Source organism: Micromonospora sp. WMMD882, from assembly GCF_027497255.1.
Classification (GTDB): Bacteria; Actinomycetota; Actinomycetes; order Mycobacteriales; family Micromonosporaceae; genus Micromonospora.
The window spans coordinates 5,608,863-5,623,741 of record NZ_CP114903.1 but is presented as its reverse complement, the minus strand read 5'-3'; the positions used below and the strand labels follow the sequence as shown (position 1 = coordinate 5,623,741).

General features: G+C 74.7%; 12 protein-coding genes and 1 pseudogene. 6 read left to right on the top strand and 7 right to left on the bottom strand.

What is annotated here, in order from left to right; all coding sequences use genetic code 11:
* Positions 1-30 precede the first annotated feature (30 nt).
* The 3 genes and pseudogenes from O7606_RS24260 to O7606_RS24250 all read left to right on the top strand — a co-directional run bounded on the left by O7606_RS24260 (position 31) and on the right by O7606_RS24250 (position 3,413).
* Complete coding sequence (locus O7606_RS24260) at positions 31-1,707, top strand: PspC domain-containing protein (RefSeq protein ID WP_281596304.1); 1,677 nt, start codon at positions 31-33, stop codon at positions 1,705-1,707.
* Positions 1,704-1,886, top strand: a pseudogene (locus tag O7606_RS24255) (hypothetical protein); the annotation flags it as partial. The gene O7606_RS24260 and the pseudogene O7606_RS24255, both read left to right, overlap by 4 nt.
* Before the next feature lie 276 nt (positions 1,887-2,162).
* Positions 2,163-3,413 (top strand): phosphatidylserine decarboxylase, encoded by a 1,251-nt coding sequence (locus tag O7606_RS24250; protein ID WP_281596303.1) that lies wholly within the window; start codon positions 2,163-2,165, stop codon positions 3,411-3,413.
* A gap of 69 nt (positions 3,414-3,482) precedes the next feature.
* On the opposite strand, the gene O7606_RS24245 is transcribed toward O7606_RS24250, so the two are convergent.
* The 3 genes from O7606_RS24245 to O7606_RS24235 all read right to left on the bottom strand — a co-directional run bounded on the left by O7606_RS24245 (position 3,483) and on the right by O7606_RS24235 (position 6,804).
* A complete protein-coding gene (locus O7606_RS24245; protein WP_281599856.1) occupies positions 3,483-4,412 on the bottom strand; it encodes a CDP-alcohol phosphatidyltransferase family protein in 930 nt (309 codons plus the stop codon).
* Between the two features lie 424 nt (positions 4,413-4,836).
* Positions 4,837-5,766: an NUDIX domain-containing protein gene (locus O7606_RS24240; RefSeq protein WP_281599855.1), complete on the bottom strand. Its 930-nt coding sequence runs from the start codon at positions 5,764-5,766 to the stop codon at positions 4,837-4,839.
* A gap of 90 nt (positions 5,767-5,856) precedes the next feature.
* Complete coding sequence (locus tag O7606_RS24235) at positions 5,857-6,804, bottom strand: NUDIX domain-containing protein (protein WP_281596302.1); 948 nt, start codon at positions 6,802-6,804, stop codon at positions 5,857-5,859.
* Positions 6,805-6,948: 144 nt separating this feature from the next.
* On the opposite strand from O7606_RS24235, the gene O7606_RS24230 reads away from it, so the two are divergent.
* The gene (locus O7606_RS24230) at positions 6,949-7,299 is read left to right on the top strand and encodes a PspC domain-containing protein (protein WP_281596301.1); all 351 of its coding nucleotides are present in this window, start codon (positions 6,949-6,951) and stop codon (positions 7,297-7,299) included.
* 9 nt (positions 7,300-7,308) lie between these two features.
* Here the strand turns inward: O7606_RS24230 and guaA are convergent, their stop codons facing one another.
* A complete protein-coding gene (gene guaA, locus O7606_RS24225) occupies positions 7,309-8,862 on the bottom strand; it encodes a glutamine-hydrolyzing GMP synthase (RefSeq protein ID WP_281596300.1) in 1,554 nt (517 codons plus the stop codon).
* A 45-nt stretch (positions 8,863-8,907) separates the two neighbouring features.
* A complete protein-coding gene (locus O7606_RS24220; RefSeq protein WP_281596299.1) occupies positions 8,908-9,732 on the bottom strand; it encodes a bacteriorhodopsin in 825 nt (274 codons plus the stop codon).
* Between the two features lie 125 nt (positions 9,733-9,857).
* Between O7606_RS24220 and O7606_RS24215 the strand changes: the two genes are divergently transcribed.
* Entirely contained in the window at positions 9,858-10,556 is a 699-nt protein-coding gene (locus O7606_RS24215; protein ID WP_281596298.1) for a bacteriorhodopsin, read from the top strand.
* Positions 10,534-11,646 (top strand): Brp/Blh family beta-carotene 15,15'-dioxygenase, encoded by a 1,113-nt coding sequence (locus O7606_RS24210; RefSeq protein ID WP_281596297.1) that lies wholly within the window; start codon positions 10,534-10,536, stop codon positions 11,644-11,646. The genes O7606_RS24215 and O7606_RS24210 overlap by 23 nt, the downstream gene beginning before the upstream one ends.
* A 16-nt stretch (positions 11,647-11,662) precedes the next feature.
* Here the strand turns inward: O7606_RS24210 and O7606_RS24205 are convergent, their stop codons facing one another.
* Positions 11,663-13,345, bottom strand: coding sequence for a GMC family oxidoreductase (locus tag O7606_RS24205; protein WP_281596296.1), 1,683 nt, complete (start codon positions 13,343-13,345; stop codon positions 11,663-11,665).
* Between the two features lie 44 nt (positions 13,346-13,389).
* A complete protein-coding gene (locus O7606_RS24200) occupies positions 13,390-14,859 on the bottom strand; it encodes a M1 family metallopeptidase (protein ID WP_281596295.1) in 1,470 nt (489 codons plus the stop codon).
* Between the last annotated feature and the right edge of the window lie 20 nt (positions 14,860-14,879).

The window sequence follows — 14,879 nt, the reverse complement described above, 5'->3', positions numbered from 1 at the left end:
CGGCCCCCACTCCTGGCACTGTCTGTCGGTATGACCGAGGAAACCGCCCGGTCGCCCCGCCCGGAGGCGACCCGGCCGGACGGGCCACCGCCGCCGGCCGCCGCCCCCGCCGCCCAGCCGGCCGCCGCCGCGCCCGCCGCCGGGGACCCGTCCGGTCCGCCGCCGCCGGCCGGCCCCTCCGCCTCTTCCACCCCGCCGGCCGGGGGCGCCGCTCCCCCGCCGCCGGGGGCCGGTCCACCACCACCCGGGTACGACCAGCCCACCGCCCCCGGCGGCGTGGGCTTCACCTCCCGGTACGGGCTGGTCCGGCCCCGCTCCGGGCGCTACCTGGCGGGGGTGTGCGCGGCGATCGGTCGGGCCACCAACACCGATCCGGTGCTGTGGCGGGTGCTGCTGGCCGTGCTCGGGTTCTTCGGCGGCGTCGGGATCCTGGTCTACGTCTCGGCCTGGCTGATCATCCCGGGTGAGGGGGACAGCGCCTCGCCTGTCGAGTCGATGCTCGGCCGGGGCCGGTCGAGCATGTCGCCGGTCACCGTGATCGTGCTCAGCATCCTGGTCGCGGTGAGTTTCGGCTACATCGTCACCGACGCTTTCCGGGCGGTGCTGCTCGGCGCGGCGATCCTGGTCGGCGGCGCGCTGTTGCTGAACCGGGACCAGCCGGGCCGGGACCGGCGGGTCGGGTCGCCGCCCCCGGCCGACCCCGCCGTGCCCCACCTGCCCGGGCCGGTACCGCCGGTGAGCCACCCCGCCCCGGGCCACCGCACGCCCCCCGCCGCGCCGGGGTCGTCGCCGTCCGGGTCGGGCCCGGGGCTCGTCGCCCCGGCGTGGGGTCCGGCTGCGGCGGCACCGCCGGTGGGCGTCGACGCGCCCCGTCGGCCGGCCCCGGCCGCTCCGTTCCCCGCCCCGGGCGGCCCGTTCCCCGCCCCGGGCGGCCCGATGCTCGCCCCGGGCGGCAGCGGTGGGACGCCGCCGGTCGTCGGGGCACCCGCCCCGACCGGTTACCGGCCGCCGTTCGCGCCGCACGGTCCGTACGCCGGGGCCGGTCCGACGCCGCCGGCCCCGCCCGCTCCGCCGGCCCGACCGCCGAAGCGTCCCCGGGACCGGTCCCCACTGGGCGCGATCACGTTCTCGCTGGTCTTCCTCGCCTGCGGGGTGGTCGCCGCGCTGGACCTGCTGGGGCTGATCCGGGTCGGCGCGTCGGCGTACTTCGCGGCGGCGCTGGCCACCGTCGGGCTCGGGCTGCTGGTGGGCGCCTGGTTCGGCCGGGCCCGCTGGTTGATCGCGTTGGGTCTGGTCACCGCCGCCGCCCTGGGCTTCGCCACCGCGGCCGAGTCGTTCGCCGACTGGCGCAGCGTGAACGGCAGCGTCACCTGGGCCCCGGCCAGCTACGCCGACCTCGCGCCCCGCTACCAGCACACCTTCGGGGACGCGGTGCTGGACCTGCGCGCGGTGGACTTCACCGGACAGGACGGGGGAACGACCGTGGTGACCACCTTCGGCGACCTGACCGTACGGCTGCCGCCGACCGTCGACGTGACCGTCCGAGCCGAGGTCAACGCCGGTGAGGCGACCCTCTTCGGCAACCGCTCGGACGGCCTGGACCGGCAGGTGCGGGAGGTGTCCGATCTCGGCGGCGACGGGCCGGGGGGCGGCGCCCTGCGGTTGCTGGTGCAGGTCAACGCGGGCACGTTGGAGGTGACCCGGTGAGGGCGCACCGTACGGATCTGCTGTCGCTGGCCTTCGGTCTGCTGTTCCTGGCCGGCGCGGCCTGGTGGCTGCTGTTCCAGTTGCTGGGGCTGACGTTGCCGGTCGGTTGGCTGCTGGCCGGGGCGCTCGTGGTGATCGGCGTCCTCGGGGTGCTGGGCGCGGTACGCGCCGCCCGGTCGTCCGGCCCGCCGCCGACCGCCGGGCCGGCCCCGACGGCGGTGGTCGACTCCGCCCCGACGGCGGTGGTCGACCCCGCCCCGACGGCGGTGGTGGACCCGGACCCGACGGCGGGCCTGCCGCCGCCCGGCCCGTCCCGCTGACCGTGGCGGTGCGGGGGCCGACGGGCGCGGCATATGCTGGCCGTTGGAGATTCGCCCGCGCCGGTCGGCACGTCCCCGTCCGCGCCACCGCGGCACACCCGACGCGATTTCCGTTCCGATCCTGCTAGGAGTCCGATGAGTCAGTCCCCCGTGCGCAGTACCGGCTGGTCCGGCGCGGTCCGTATCGGCGAGCGCGCCGCCCGTGCCCTCGTCGCGGAGCTCGCCCGGCGCAACGACCCCTCCGCCGCCCTCCTGGTCGGCGCGACCCCGGACGCCCCGGTCCTGACCGCGGCGATCGACGCGCTGCTGCCCGGGGACACCCTGACCGTGGTGCCGGCCGGGACGACGACCGCCGCCGCCCTGCGCGAGCACATCGCCACGCTGGGCAGTTGGGTGGCGGACCGGGTGAGCGTGGTCGACACCCTCGCCGAGGCCGACGCCGTCGAGGTGGTGATCGCGGCCGAGGCGCTGACCGGCACCGACGTCGAGGCCCGGGCCACGGTCGACGACCTCACCAAGCACCTGACCGAGGGCGGCGTGCTCAGCGTCACCACGCCGGCCGGGCCGGGCCGGACGGCGGGCGCGGCGGCGGAGCTCGACCGGCAGGGCGCGCTGCACGGCGTCGGCACGGACCTGGTGCTGCGCAACCAGCCGCCGGTACGGGTGCACCGGTTGCGGTTCACGCCGGTCGCCGCGTCGGTGGCTGCCCGGCTCGCCCCGGCGTACCGGCCGTCGAGCGTGCCGTTGACGCGGGACATGCACATCGACTCCAACGGGGTCGCGGCGGCCGGGATCGCCCTCGGGCTCGCCGCGCTGGCCCGGGTGGTCCGGCCGTCGTCGAAGCTGTGGCTGGTCCCGGCGTTGGCCGCCGGTCCGGTGGCGGCGTTCTTCCGGGACCCGGAGCGGGACGTCCCCGAGGACCCGTCGGCCGTGGTCGCCGCCGCCGACGGCCGGGTGCTCTCGGTGCAGCGGCTGCACGACGAGCGGTTCGGCGCGGGCGAGTGGCTGCGCGTCGCGGTCTTCCTGTCGGTGCTGGACGTGCACGTCAACCGTTCCCCGGTGGCCGGCAAGGTGGTCGACCACTTCGTGGCCGACGGTGGCTTCGCCAACGCGATGAAGCCGGAGGCCGAGCACAACGTGGCCGCGTACACGGTGTTGGAGACCGGGCACGGGCCGGTGGTGGTGGCGCAACGTACCGGGCTGATCGCCCGGCGCATCGTGCACCGGGCGCCGGTCGGCGCGCTGCTGGCCCGGGGTGAGCGGTTCGGCCTGATCCGGTTCGGCTCGCGTACCGACGTCTACCTGCCGGCCGACGCGGCGGACCCGCTGGTCGGGCCGGGCGACAAGGTGGTCGGCGGCTCGTCGGTCATCGCCCGCTGGCGCTGATCGCGCCGGAGCAGGTACCGCCAGAAAAGGGGCGTCGCATCCGCGACGCCCCTTTTTTCTGCTTTCAGATCACATGGCGGCGGTACGGCGCTGGCGCAGCCAGAGCACCGGGCCGCTGGCCAGGTACGCGACCACCACCAGGGTGAAGGTCAGCCGCGGGTCGATCAGCGCGCCGACCACCGGCGCCAGCCAGAGCCACGGGGGCAGCTTGACCAGCCGGGCGAGCTTCACGTAGGGGAAGCTGGAGACCATCGCGAACGCCAGCAGGGTGACGCCGGCGACCTGCGCCGCCGGGGGCACCGGCAGCTCGATGGCCACCGCCAGGGCCAGCACCATGGCGACCATGGTGGTCGGCACCCCGCAGAAGAACCGGCCGTCCTTCGGCGAGACGTTGAACCGGGCCAGCCGGATCGCGGCGCAGGCCGCCACGAGGGCGCAGGCCAGACCGGCGGCGGCGGTGGGCACCGAGCCGGCCAGCGAGGCGTAGACCACCATCGGGGCGGCCAGGCCGAACGAGCACATGTCGGCCAGCGAGTCCATCTGGGCGCCGAACGGGCTGGCCACGCCGAACCGGCGGGCGAGCGCGCCGTCGAGACCGTCGAACACGACGCAGGCGACCAGGAGGATCGCGGCCAGCCGGACGTCACCCTGCATGGCCAGGAAGATGGCGCTGACGCCGAGCATGATGCTGCCCAGGGTGCACGCGTTGACCAGCGCGAACTGCGCCTGCCGGGCGACGGTGCGCTCGCCGGGGAGCAGCGGGATCGACCGGGACGGTGTCTCGTCGTCCACCGGTGTCGTCGGGGCGACGGCCGGGCTCACCGGCATGACCGCCTCGATCTCCGCCCGGTTGAGTCCCTCCGGGGCGTACCGGCGGCGGAACCGGCCGGTGTGACGGTGCTCGGGCAGGGCCACGTCGGTCAACTGGCGGGGATCGCCGTCGCGGCGTCCCACCCGGACCAGCAGCACCTGGCGGGCGAACGTACTACTGCGGCGCAGCGGGCCCGCCCAGCGGCGGCCAGCGGGGCGCGGACTGTCAGACGTACGACGCCGGCGCCATGGGGCTCTCGGCACTTTTCCTCCATCACCGGATCGGCTCACCACCCTGAGGGCGGGCGTCCGGCTGTCTCGTGCCGGGCGTTTCTGGCCCGGCAGCCGTTCAAGCGGAGTACACCATTGCACAGTGGAACGGGAGTTGGCGATAGCTGCCGACGGTACTTATCTCCTGTAAACCGGGTTAATCGCCCGGTTATTCCCATGCCGGGCACCAACGCCCTTTTCTCCGCCAACCGCTGGTATCGACTCTACCGGAGGGGATCGATGTCGGCTCGGTGAGCGACCCGGCGGCCCCGTGGCGCCGCTCACCCGGACTCTCCCGCCGGACCGGGCGGACCACCCGGCGCGGGCGTGGCGGACCGACCGGTCAGGGCGTCGCAGCCGGCCCGTCGCCCCGGCGCAACGCCCAGCGGGCCACGTCGGTCAGCGGCAACCCGACGGCGTCCGCCCAGGTGAACCAGGCCGCCCGCGCGGTCGAGCCACCCGCCGCCTCGGTCACCACCGCCTCGGTCGGCGTCGCCACCTCGACCCGGTAGATCGCCCGGACGCTGTGCCAGTCCATCGGGCGTCCCTCCGGGCCGAACGCGGCCGGCTGGTGGAGGCTGCCGACGTCGAGCAGCTCGACCACCCGGCCGAGCTGCCCGGACTCCTCGACGATCTCGCGCAGCAGAGCGCCGGTCGGCTGCTCGCCGTGGTCGGTGCCACCGCCGGGCAGGTGCCAGAGCCCGGCGCCCGGGTACCGGTCGGCGATCAGGGTGAGCAGCACCCGCCGTCGCGGGTCGGTGACCAGCCCGTACGCGGCGAAGCGCTGGCCCCGGTCGGCGACCGGCGGCGGGTAGGGCACGCGCGGGGAGGCCGGCGGCTCGTCCTCGGGCAGCGGGACGACAGGCAACCCGAACAGCTCGGCGGTGAACGGCATCAGGCGGAGATCGGACAGTTGCGCCGGGGTGATCCACGACACCAGGTCGGTCGTTCCACCCGTTTCGTACCGCAATGCTCCGGACACGCCGGAAAGGTGGTAGATGATCCGGTCGGTGTGCAGGGCGACCCCGAGGTCGGGGAGACGGATCACGTCGGCCACCACCGCCCGGAGGCCGGCGACCGCGACGACCAGGCCGGTCTCCTCGGCGAACTCCCGGACCACCGCGTCCGCCGGGTGCTCGGCGTGCGCCACCCCGCCGCCGGGGAGCTGCCAGACGCCGGGGAAGTCCGCCGACGCCGAGCCGCGGGCCAGCAGCACCCGCCCGTCGACGTCCCGCAGCACCCCGTACGCGGCCACCCGACGCCGCCGTTCCAGCTCCATCTCCGCCCCGATCGTGAGGTCGGCCCGGGACGGCGTGCCCCGGCGACACCCTCATGATCCCTGCCAGCGGCCGGGCGGCGGGAGTCAGGTCAGCCGGGCCGCCTGGACGGCTTCGGCGGTGACCTCGGTGAGGGTGTCGGCCGGGAGGGTCGCCAGCTCGTGCCGGGCGAACCAGCGGGCCTCACAGGTGGACCCGCCGACGTCGGCGACGACCGGCGGGGCCGGCCGGTCGACCATCACCCGGTAGAACGCCCGGACGCCGTGCCAGTCGATCGGGTACCCCTCGGGGCCGAGCGAGGCGGCGTCCCGGTGGCTCGCCACGCCGAGCAGCTCGACCAGCCGGCCGGTCTGGCCGGTCTCCTCGACCAGCTCCCGGATCAGCGCCGCGCCCGGCTGCTCGCCGTAGTCGGTGCCGCCGCCGGGCAGGTGCCAGCAGCCGGCCCCGGGGTAGCCGTCGGAGACCCGGGTCAACAGCACCCGCCCGTCCGGGTCGGTGGCCACCGCGTACGCCGCGAAACGCTGCGCCCGGTGCAGGCCGTCCGGGCCGGGAACGGCGTAGAAGGAGGGGAACTCGGGGGCCTCGTCGGGCACCACGTCGGCGGAGCTGGGCGGCAGGCCCAGGGCCCGCGCGGTGAACGAGCGCAGCGGCAGCTCGCGTGCCTCGTCGGGGGTGAGCCAGCGGGCCAGGTCGGTCGGCCGGTCGACCCGGTCGGTGAGCGTCCCGCCGCGCAGCGAGACACGGTAGAGGAGGCGGTCGGTGTGGATGGTGATGCCCCGGTCGGGCAGCGCCCGCATGTCGGCGAGCACGTCGGCCAGGCTCGCCACGGCCACCGACAGACCGGTCTCCGCCGCGGTCTCCCGGACGACGGTGTGCCGCGGATCCTCACCGTGGTCGACGGCCCCGCCGGGCAGGGACCACGCGCCGGGGGTGCCGGAGCGCTCCGATGCGCGGACCAGCAACACCCGGCCGACCTGGTCGGCACAGACTGCGTACGCCGCGATCCTGCGGAGCGGCTCCAGCATGGTGGTCACAGGGGAAAATTCTCCCCCGCGTCCGTTACCGCAACCGAAAAGAGTCAGATTCCTGACTGACGGCTCCACATCAGGGATCGATCAGGGTATAGATCCGGGCGGCCACTGAGGTCGTCGGGCGTCGCCGCGTGGACCGTGGAAGCCATGAGCTACCCGAACCCGAACACCCAGCCCCCGTACCCGCAGCCCCCGAACACCCAGCCCCCGTACCGTCAGCTCCGGCGACCCACCACCGACCGCATGGTGGCCGGGGTGGCCAGCGGCGTCGGCCGCTACTTCGACGTCGACCCCACCCTGGTCCGGGTGGTGTTCGCCGTGTCGGTGCTGTTCACCGCCGGGGCGGCGCTGCTGGCGTACCCGGTGATGTGGTTCCTGATGCCCGAGGAGCCGCCGGACGCGCCGGCCTGGCCGCGCCCGACCGACGTCGCGCCGCCCACCGGCGCCGCGCCGCCGACGCCCTGGTCGGGGCCCACCGGCGCCGCGCCGCCCCGGTGAGCGGCGGCGTCACTCCCACTCGATGGTGCCCGGGGGCTTGCTGGTCACGTCCAGGACCACCCGGTTGACCTCGGCCACCTCGTTGGTGATCCGGGTGGAGATCCGGGCGATCAGGTCGTACGGCAGCCGCGACCAGTCGGCGGTCATCGCGTCCTCGCTGGAGACCGGCCGGAGCACCACCGGGTGGCCGTAGCTGCGGCCGTCGCCCTGCACCCCGACGCTGCGCACGTCGGCCAGCAGCACCACCGGGAACTGCCAGACGCCCCGGTCCAGCCCGGCGGCGGTCAGCTCCTCGCGGGCGATCAGATCCGCCTGGCGGAGCAGGTCGAGGCGTTCCCGGTCGACCGCGCCGATGATCCGGATGGCCAGCCCGGGCCCCGGGAACGGGTGCCGCCAGATCATCGCCTCGGGCAGGCCCAGCGCCAGCCCGATCGTGCGGACCTCGTCCTTGAACAGCGTGCGCAGCGGCTCGACCAGGGCGAACCGCAGGTCGTCCGGGAGACCGCCGACGTTGTGGTGGCTCTTGATGTTGGCGGTGCCGGCGCCGCCGCCGGACTCCACCACGTCCGGGTAGAGGGTGCCCTGCACCAGGAACTCCACGTCGCCGTGCGCGGCGACCTCACGGGCGGCGGCCTCGAAGACCCGGATGAACTCCCGACCGATGATCTTGCGCTTCTGCTCCGGGTCGGTCACCCCGGCCAGCGCCCCCAGGAACCGCTCCTGCGCGTCGACCACCTTCAGCCGGATGCCGGTGGCCGCCACGTAGTCCTTCTCCACCTGCTCGGCCTCGCCCGCCCGGAGCAGACCGTGGTCGACGAAGACACAGGTGAGCTGGTCACCGACCGCCTTGTGCACCAGGGCCGCGGCCACCGCCGAGTCGACCCCGCCGCTCAGCCCGCAGATGACCTCCTTGTCACCGACCTGGGCGCGGATCCGCTCCACCTGCTCGTCGATGATGTTGGCCGGGGTCCAGGTCGGCTCGATGCCGGCGATGTCGTAGAGGAAGCGCTTGAGCATGTCCTGCCCCTGGGCGGTGTGCCCGACCTCCGGGTGGAACTGCACGCCGGCCCGGCGGCCGGCCAGGTCCTCGAACGCGGCGACCGGCGCGCCGGCCGACTCGGCGGTCACCACGAACCCGGCCGGGGCCTCGGTCACGCAGTCGCCGTGGCTCATCCACACCGGCAGCTCGGCCGGCAGCTCCCGCAGCAGCACCCCGGCCTCGGCGCGGGGACGCAGCGGGGTGCCGCCGTACTCCCGGTTGCCGGTGCGGGCGACCGTGCCGCCGAGCGCCTGCGCCATCGCCTGGAAGCCGTAACAGATGCCGAACACCGGCACCTCGGCGGTGAACAGGCCGGCGTCGACCCGCGGCGCGTCCGGCGCGTACACGCTCGACGGACCACCGGACAGGATGATCGCCGCCGGGTCCTTCGCCAGCATCTCGGCGACCGACATCGAGTGCGGCACGATCTCGGAGTAGACCCGGGCCTCCCGCACCCGACGCGCGATGAGCTGGGCGTACTGGGCTCCGAAGTCCACCACGAGGACAGGGCGAGGCGTGCTCATGGCAGCAAATCCTACCGACGGCGCGGTTCGGCCCGCACCGGTGGCTCACCGGGCGGCCGCGGTGATCCCGCCGCGCGGCCGGGCCACGTCGTCGTCGACCGCCGGGGCGTGCCCCTCCGCCGCGCTGACCTTCCGCGCGATGATGCCGAGCAGCACGCCGTACACCACCTTGGAGGTGATGTCCGCGACGGTGTAGGTGATCTGGCGCGCCACCACCCCGTCGGCGGAGTCCCACAGCGCCGGCATCAGATAGGCCCCCGGGTAGAGCATCCAGGAGACCAGCACGAGCCACCAGACCGCTCGGGCGACGCCCCGCGCCGACTCCGGCAGTCGGGCCAGGCTCCCGAAGATCACCCGGGCCACCAGCACCAGCAGACCGAGGAAGAACACCGTGCTGACCAGGCCCCAGACCCAGTACGGCGCCGAGCGCTCCGTCTCGTGGAACTGTCCCGCGTAGCCGGTGTAGATCATCGCGAGACCGGCGGCCACGAAGGTCACCCAGCTCCGGTGGAACGCCCGCCCGGTGACCCCCAGCACGACGAGCAACTGGATCAGCAGAACGGGAACGTCGATCGACCAGTTCATGTACCGGTAGCCGTTGGAGAAGAGCGTGTCCGACTGGACGTACGCCGCTCCGTTCCAGGTGAACGCCTGACTCCACCGCTCCGAGAGCACCCAGAGCTCGAAGAAGGCCGAGACCATCACCACGGCGGAGAGCACCGAGGCGAACTGGTACCGCGGCGCGACCGAGCCCCGGGTCGCCAGGAAGTAGACCAACCCGGCCGCCATGACCGCGAAGCCCAACGTGAGGACGTGCGACACCAGGGTGTACTGCGTCACGTCGTAGTCGAACAGGTTCTCGAAGTTCACGGCCGTCACCCCTTTCCGCAGTGAAACGTAGCCATTGGAGCTATATGCACTATTCGCACTGTATAGGGTAATTCAACCAGCCCTGATCGACCGCCCGAACGAGATCTCCGCGCCGAGGAGTGCGCATGGCCCACTGGTGGCTGTGGATGTACGTCGCCGCCATGGCAGGTGGCGTGGTCCTCTTCGCCCGCTGGTACGCGGACCCTCGCAACGTTCCGCGCAGCGAGTACCGGGTGGCGATCGCCGTCCCGCTCTGGTCCGGCGGGTGGTACCTGCTCACGGCGCTGGGCGGCGGGCGGACGGAGGTGGCCGGCCGCCAGGTCTACTGGGCGCAGTACGTCGACTGGATGGGCAGCGCCTCCCTGCTGCTGGTGGCCCTGACCCTGACCGGGACGCACGCCCTGCCCGGACGCCGCCCCGGCCTGCTCGGCGCGCTCGTCGGCGCGAACCTCGCGATGATCCTCAGCGGCCTGGCCGCCGACACCACGGCCGACCGCTCCGGCCGCTACACGCTGTACGCGCTCGGGGTGCTGGCCCTCGTCGTGGTGTACGCCCTGATCTGGGGCCCCCTGCGCGACCACGCGCGCCGGCAACCGCGGGCGATGGCCGCGGTGTACCAGGAGGCCGCGCTGCTGCTCAGCGTCCTCTGGTTGGGCTACCCGCTGCTGTGGCTGGCCGGTCCGTCCGGTGTCGGCCTGCTGGACCCCGACCCCACCAGCCTGCTGTTCGCCGTGCTGTCCGTCCTGTCGAAAGTGGGCTGGAGCGTCGTGGACCTCGGCCGGTTACGTGCGCTGTCCGATCGTGGTCACCTCACCGTCGCCTGACCCGCTCGCGGGAGCGGCCGGGCCCGGCCAGCCGCGCCGTGGCAGCGGCCCGACGGATCCCGCGGCGCGCCGCCGGACCGCCGTCGCCGGGGCGGGACCGAACGGCCCGGGGCACGGACCGGACAGACCGGACCGGCTGCTGTGGCGTGCCGGAACGGCCTCACAACTCGCGCTCGGCGGTCTACTGGCGCTGTCACCGCTGATCCGCGCGGCCGGTCTGGGCGACTCGTCGGTCCTGCTGATCGCGGGACTGCTCCTCGGGCTCCCGCACGGCGCCGTCGACCACCTGGTCCCCGCCTGGCTGTCGGCGCGCGCCCGGCCGCTGCCGGCCCGCGTGGCGCTGCTGGTGGCCTACGCGGGAACGGCCGCGGTCGGGCTGGCCGTCTTCCGGGCCGCGCCGGACCTGGCGCTGATCGGGTTTCTCCTGCTCTCGATCGTCCACTTCGGCGCAGCCGACGAGGCGTTCCACGCCGAACGCGACCACCGGCGGAGCCGACCGAGCGCGCACGCCGTGCTCGCCTACGGGGGACCGCCGGTGGTCGTTCCGCTGGCGCTCTGGCCGAACCAGGTCGATCCACTACTGGCGCAGGTGGCCCCCCGGGCGCCGGCGCTGCTCACCACCGAGGCGCGGATGCTCGCGCTGGTCACCGTGCTGGCCGCGGTCGGCTTCACCGTGGTACGGGAGCTCCGCGCCGGACGCGCCCGCGACGCGGTGCCGCCCCTCCTGCTCACCGGGCTCTTCGGCGTCGTCCCGCCGGCCCTGGCGATCGGCGCGTACTTCGCCGCCTGGCACTCCTGCCGGCACGTCGCCCGGCTGACGCGACACGACCCACGCAACACGGCCGACCTGGAAGCCGGACGGGTCGGGCCGCCGCTGCGTCGCTTCGCCCGCCAGGCGGCCGCCCCCACGGTGGTCGCCGTCGCCGCCCTGATCGCCCTGGTCACCTGGCCCGGCCACCGGGCCGACCCACTGCCCGCGACCTTCGCCGTACTGGCCGCGCTGACCCTCCCGCACGCGGCGCTGGTCGCCTGGGCGGACCGACGTCACACCCCCGCGCCCCGGCCGCCCGGGTGGTCCCCGCGGGGGTGACCGGCCTGACGTCCGGTCACCTCCGCAGGGCGCCCGGAGCGTCGGCCGGCACCGCGGGACGGCGCGGCGGCACCGGGTCGACCCGCCGGTACGGCGCTCCCAGCGGTGGACGCGGATCGGCCTCCCCCCGGTTCGGCCAGCACGCCATCGCCCGTTCCGCCTGCGCGGTGATGGTCAGCGACGGGTTCACGCCGAGGTTCGCCGAGACCGCCGCCCCGTCCACCACGTGCAGACCCGGATGACCGAAGACCCGGTGGTACGGGTCGACCACCCCGTCGGCCGGGGACGTGCCGATCACCGCCCCGCCCAGGATGTGCGCCGTCATCGGGATGTCGAACGGCTCCGTCACCGAACCGCCGGGCACCCCGCCGATCTCCTCGGCGAGCAGCCGGGCCGCCCGGTTCCCCGCCGGGATCCAGGTGGGGTTCGACGCGCCGGCCCCGGGCCGGGAGACCAACCGCCCGCGCCGCAGCCGGGTCGTCAACGAGGTGTCCGTCGACTGCATCACCAGCGCGATCACCGTACGCTCGGACCAGCCCCGCACCAGCAACGTCCGGGCCGCCCGGACCGGCTGCCGCAGCAGCGCGCCGACCCAGCGGCGGACCCGGCGCGGGCCGCCGTCGACCAGCAGCGACTGGAGCAGGCCCATCGCGTTGGAGCCCCGCCCGTAGCGGACCGGCTCGACGTGGGTCTGCGGATCCGGGTGGAACGAGCTGGTGATCGCCACCCCCGCGGTGAAGTCCAGCCCCTCGGCGCGGGCCCGCGACCGGGGCACCGTCGCGCCGAGGATCGCCTCCGAGTTGGTCCGGGTCAGCTCACCCAGACGCGGCGACAACCCCGGCAGCGCCCCGGCGGCCCGCATCGCGTGCAGCAGCCGCTGGGTGCCGAGCGCGCCCGCCGCGAAGACCACCTGGTCGGCCTCGAAGACCTGCCGGTCCCGCCGCCACCCGCCGGTACGGACCGTCTCCACCCGGTAGCCGCCACCGGGCGCCGGCCGGACCGCGGTCACCGTGGTCAGCGGGCGCACCCGCGCGCCGAGCCGCTCGGCCAGCCAGAGGTAGTTCTTGACCAGGGTGTTCTTCGCGCCGACCCGGCAGCCGGTCAGACACCCGCCGCAGTGCGTGCAGCCGGTCCGCGCCGGCCCCACCCCACCGAAGTACGGGTCGGCGGCCCGCTCGCCGGGGCGACCCAGATGCACCCCGACCGGGGTCGGCCGCGCCGTGTGCCCGACGCCCATCCGCCCGGCCACCGCCCGCATCGCCCGGTCGGCGGCCGTCTCGACCGGGTACGTGACCACCCCGAGCATCCGTTTCGCCTGGTCGTAGTGGGGAGCCAACTCGGCCCGCCAGTCGGTGACGTCCCGCCACTGCGGGTCGTCGAAGAAGGCGTCCAGCGGCTCGTAGAGGGTGTTCGCGTAGACCAGCGAGCCGCCGCCCACCCCCGCGCCGGAGAGCACCAGCACTCCCCCGCCGGCCCGCCGGTCGGCCGGGCGGAGCAGGCTCAGTCGCTGGATGCCGTAGCAGCCCAGCCGGGGCGCCCAGAGGAACCGCCGCAGCCGCCAGGAGGTCTCCGGGAACTCGTCGTCGGCGAACCGGCGGCCGGCCTCCAGCACCCCGACCGACCAGCCCTTCTCGGCCAGCCGGAGCGCCGCGACGCTGCCACCGAAGCCCGACCCGACGACCACCACGTCGTACCGCATGCCGGCATCATCTACCCAGCGGTGACGGGTGCGCCAGCCCCGCCTCACCGGGGGCGGGCGGGGCGTTCCGCGCCGAACAGCCAGGCGTCGAAGAGGTCGTCGAGCTGCCGGCCGGAAACCTGCTCGGCCGTCGCCACGAACTCGTCGGTGGTGGCGTTGCCGTCCCGCTTCTCGGTGGCCCAGGTCCGCAGGAACCGGAAGAACGCGTCGTCGCCGATCGTCACCCGCAGCGCGTGCACGGTCATCGCGCCCCGCTGGTACACCGAGTCGCCGAACAGCTCCGCCACCCCCGGATCACCCGGCGGCGTCCGCCAGACGCCGGCCGGCGACCCCGCGTACGCGTCGTCGAAGCTCCGCTGCGCGGTCTTACCGCCCCGGTGCTCCACCCACAACCACTCCGCGTACGTGGCCAGCCCCTCGTTGAGCCAGATGTCCTGCCAACGCGTGATCGACACGCTGTTGCCGAACCACTGGTGGGCCAGCTCGTGCGCCACCACCGAGGTGTTCTCGCCGGCCCGGAAGAACCCGGCCGAGTAGACCGGACGGGACTGCGTCTCCAGCGCGTACGTGATGCGGTTGTCGGAGATCACCACCCCGCCGTACGCCCCGGACGGGTACGGGCCGAAGACGCTCTCCAGGTAGTCGGCGACCTCGACAGTGGCGGCCATCGACGCGTCCGCCGCCCCCTTCGGCAGGCGCTCGCTGACCGCAGTGACCACCGGTCGGCCCCGGTGCTCCCCGGTGGACACCCGGTAGTCACCGATCACCAACGTGCTCAGGTAGCTCGCCATCGGCGTGCGCTCCGCCCACCGCCACGTCGTCCACCCGCCCGAGCTGCTCCGCCCCACCGGCGCCCCGTTGCTCAACGCCGTCACGCCGTCCGGCACGGTCACCTCGATGTCGTAGGTGGCCTTGTCCGACGGGTGGTCGTTGACCGGGAACCAACTGCTCGCCGACTCCGGCTGCCCCAACGCGACAGCCCCGTCCGGGGTGTGCCGGAAACCGCCCGCGCCGAGCAGCGCATTGTCCAGCGGGGTCGGCTTTCCGTCGTACCGGATCTCGACGGCGAAGCCGTTGCCGGCCGGCAGCCCGGCCGCCGGGGTGACGGTCAGCTCGTCGCCGTCGCGGGCGTGCGTGGCCGGCTCGCCGTCCACGGTGACCGCGCGGACGGTCAGCCCGGCCAGGTCGAGGTTGAAGCGGGACAGGTCGGCGGTGGCCGTGGCCCGCAGCCCGACCACCCCGCTGAGCAGGTCCGACGCCGGGTCGTAGCGCACCTTGACGGCGTACTCCCGGACGTCGTAGCCGCCGTTGCCGTAGGTCGGGAAGTAGGGGTCACCCACGCCGGGCTGGCCGGGCGAGAACCGACGGACGTTGGGCGAGGCGGTGGTGGACAGCGGCGGACCGTCCGGGTCCGCCGGGCCCGCGTCGCAGCCGACCAGCGTCGGCCCGACGGCCAGCGACGCGACGGCCAGCAGCGCGACCCGACGTCGGCCGGTCCGTCGCACCTGTCTCATCGCCACCTCCGCGCGCCCCG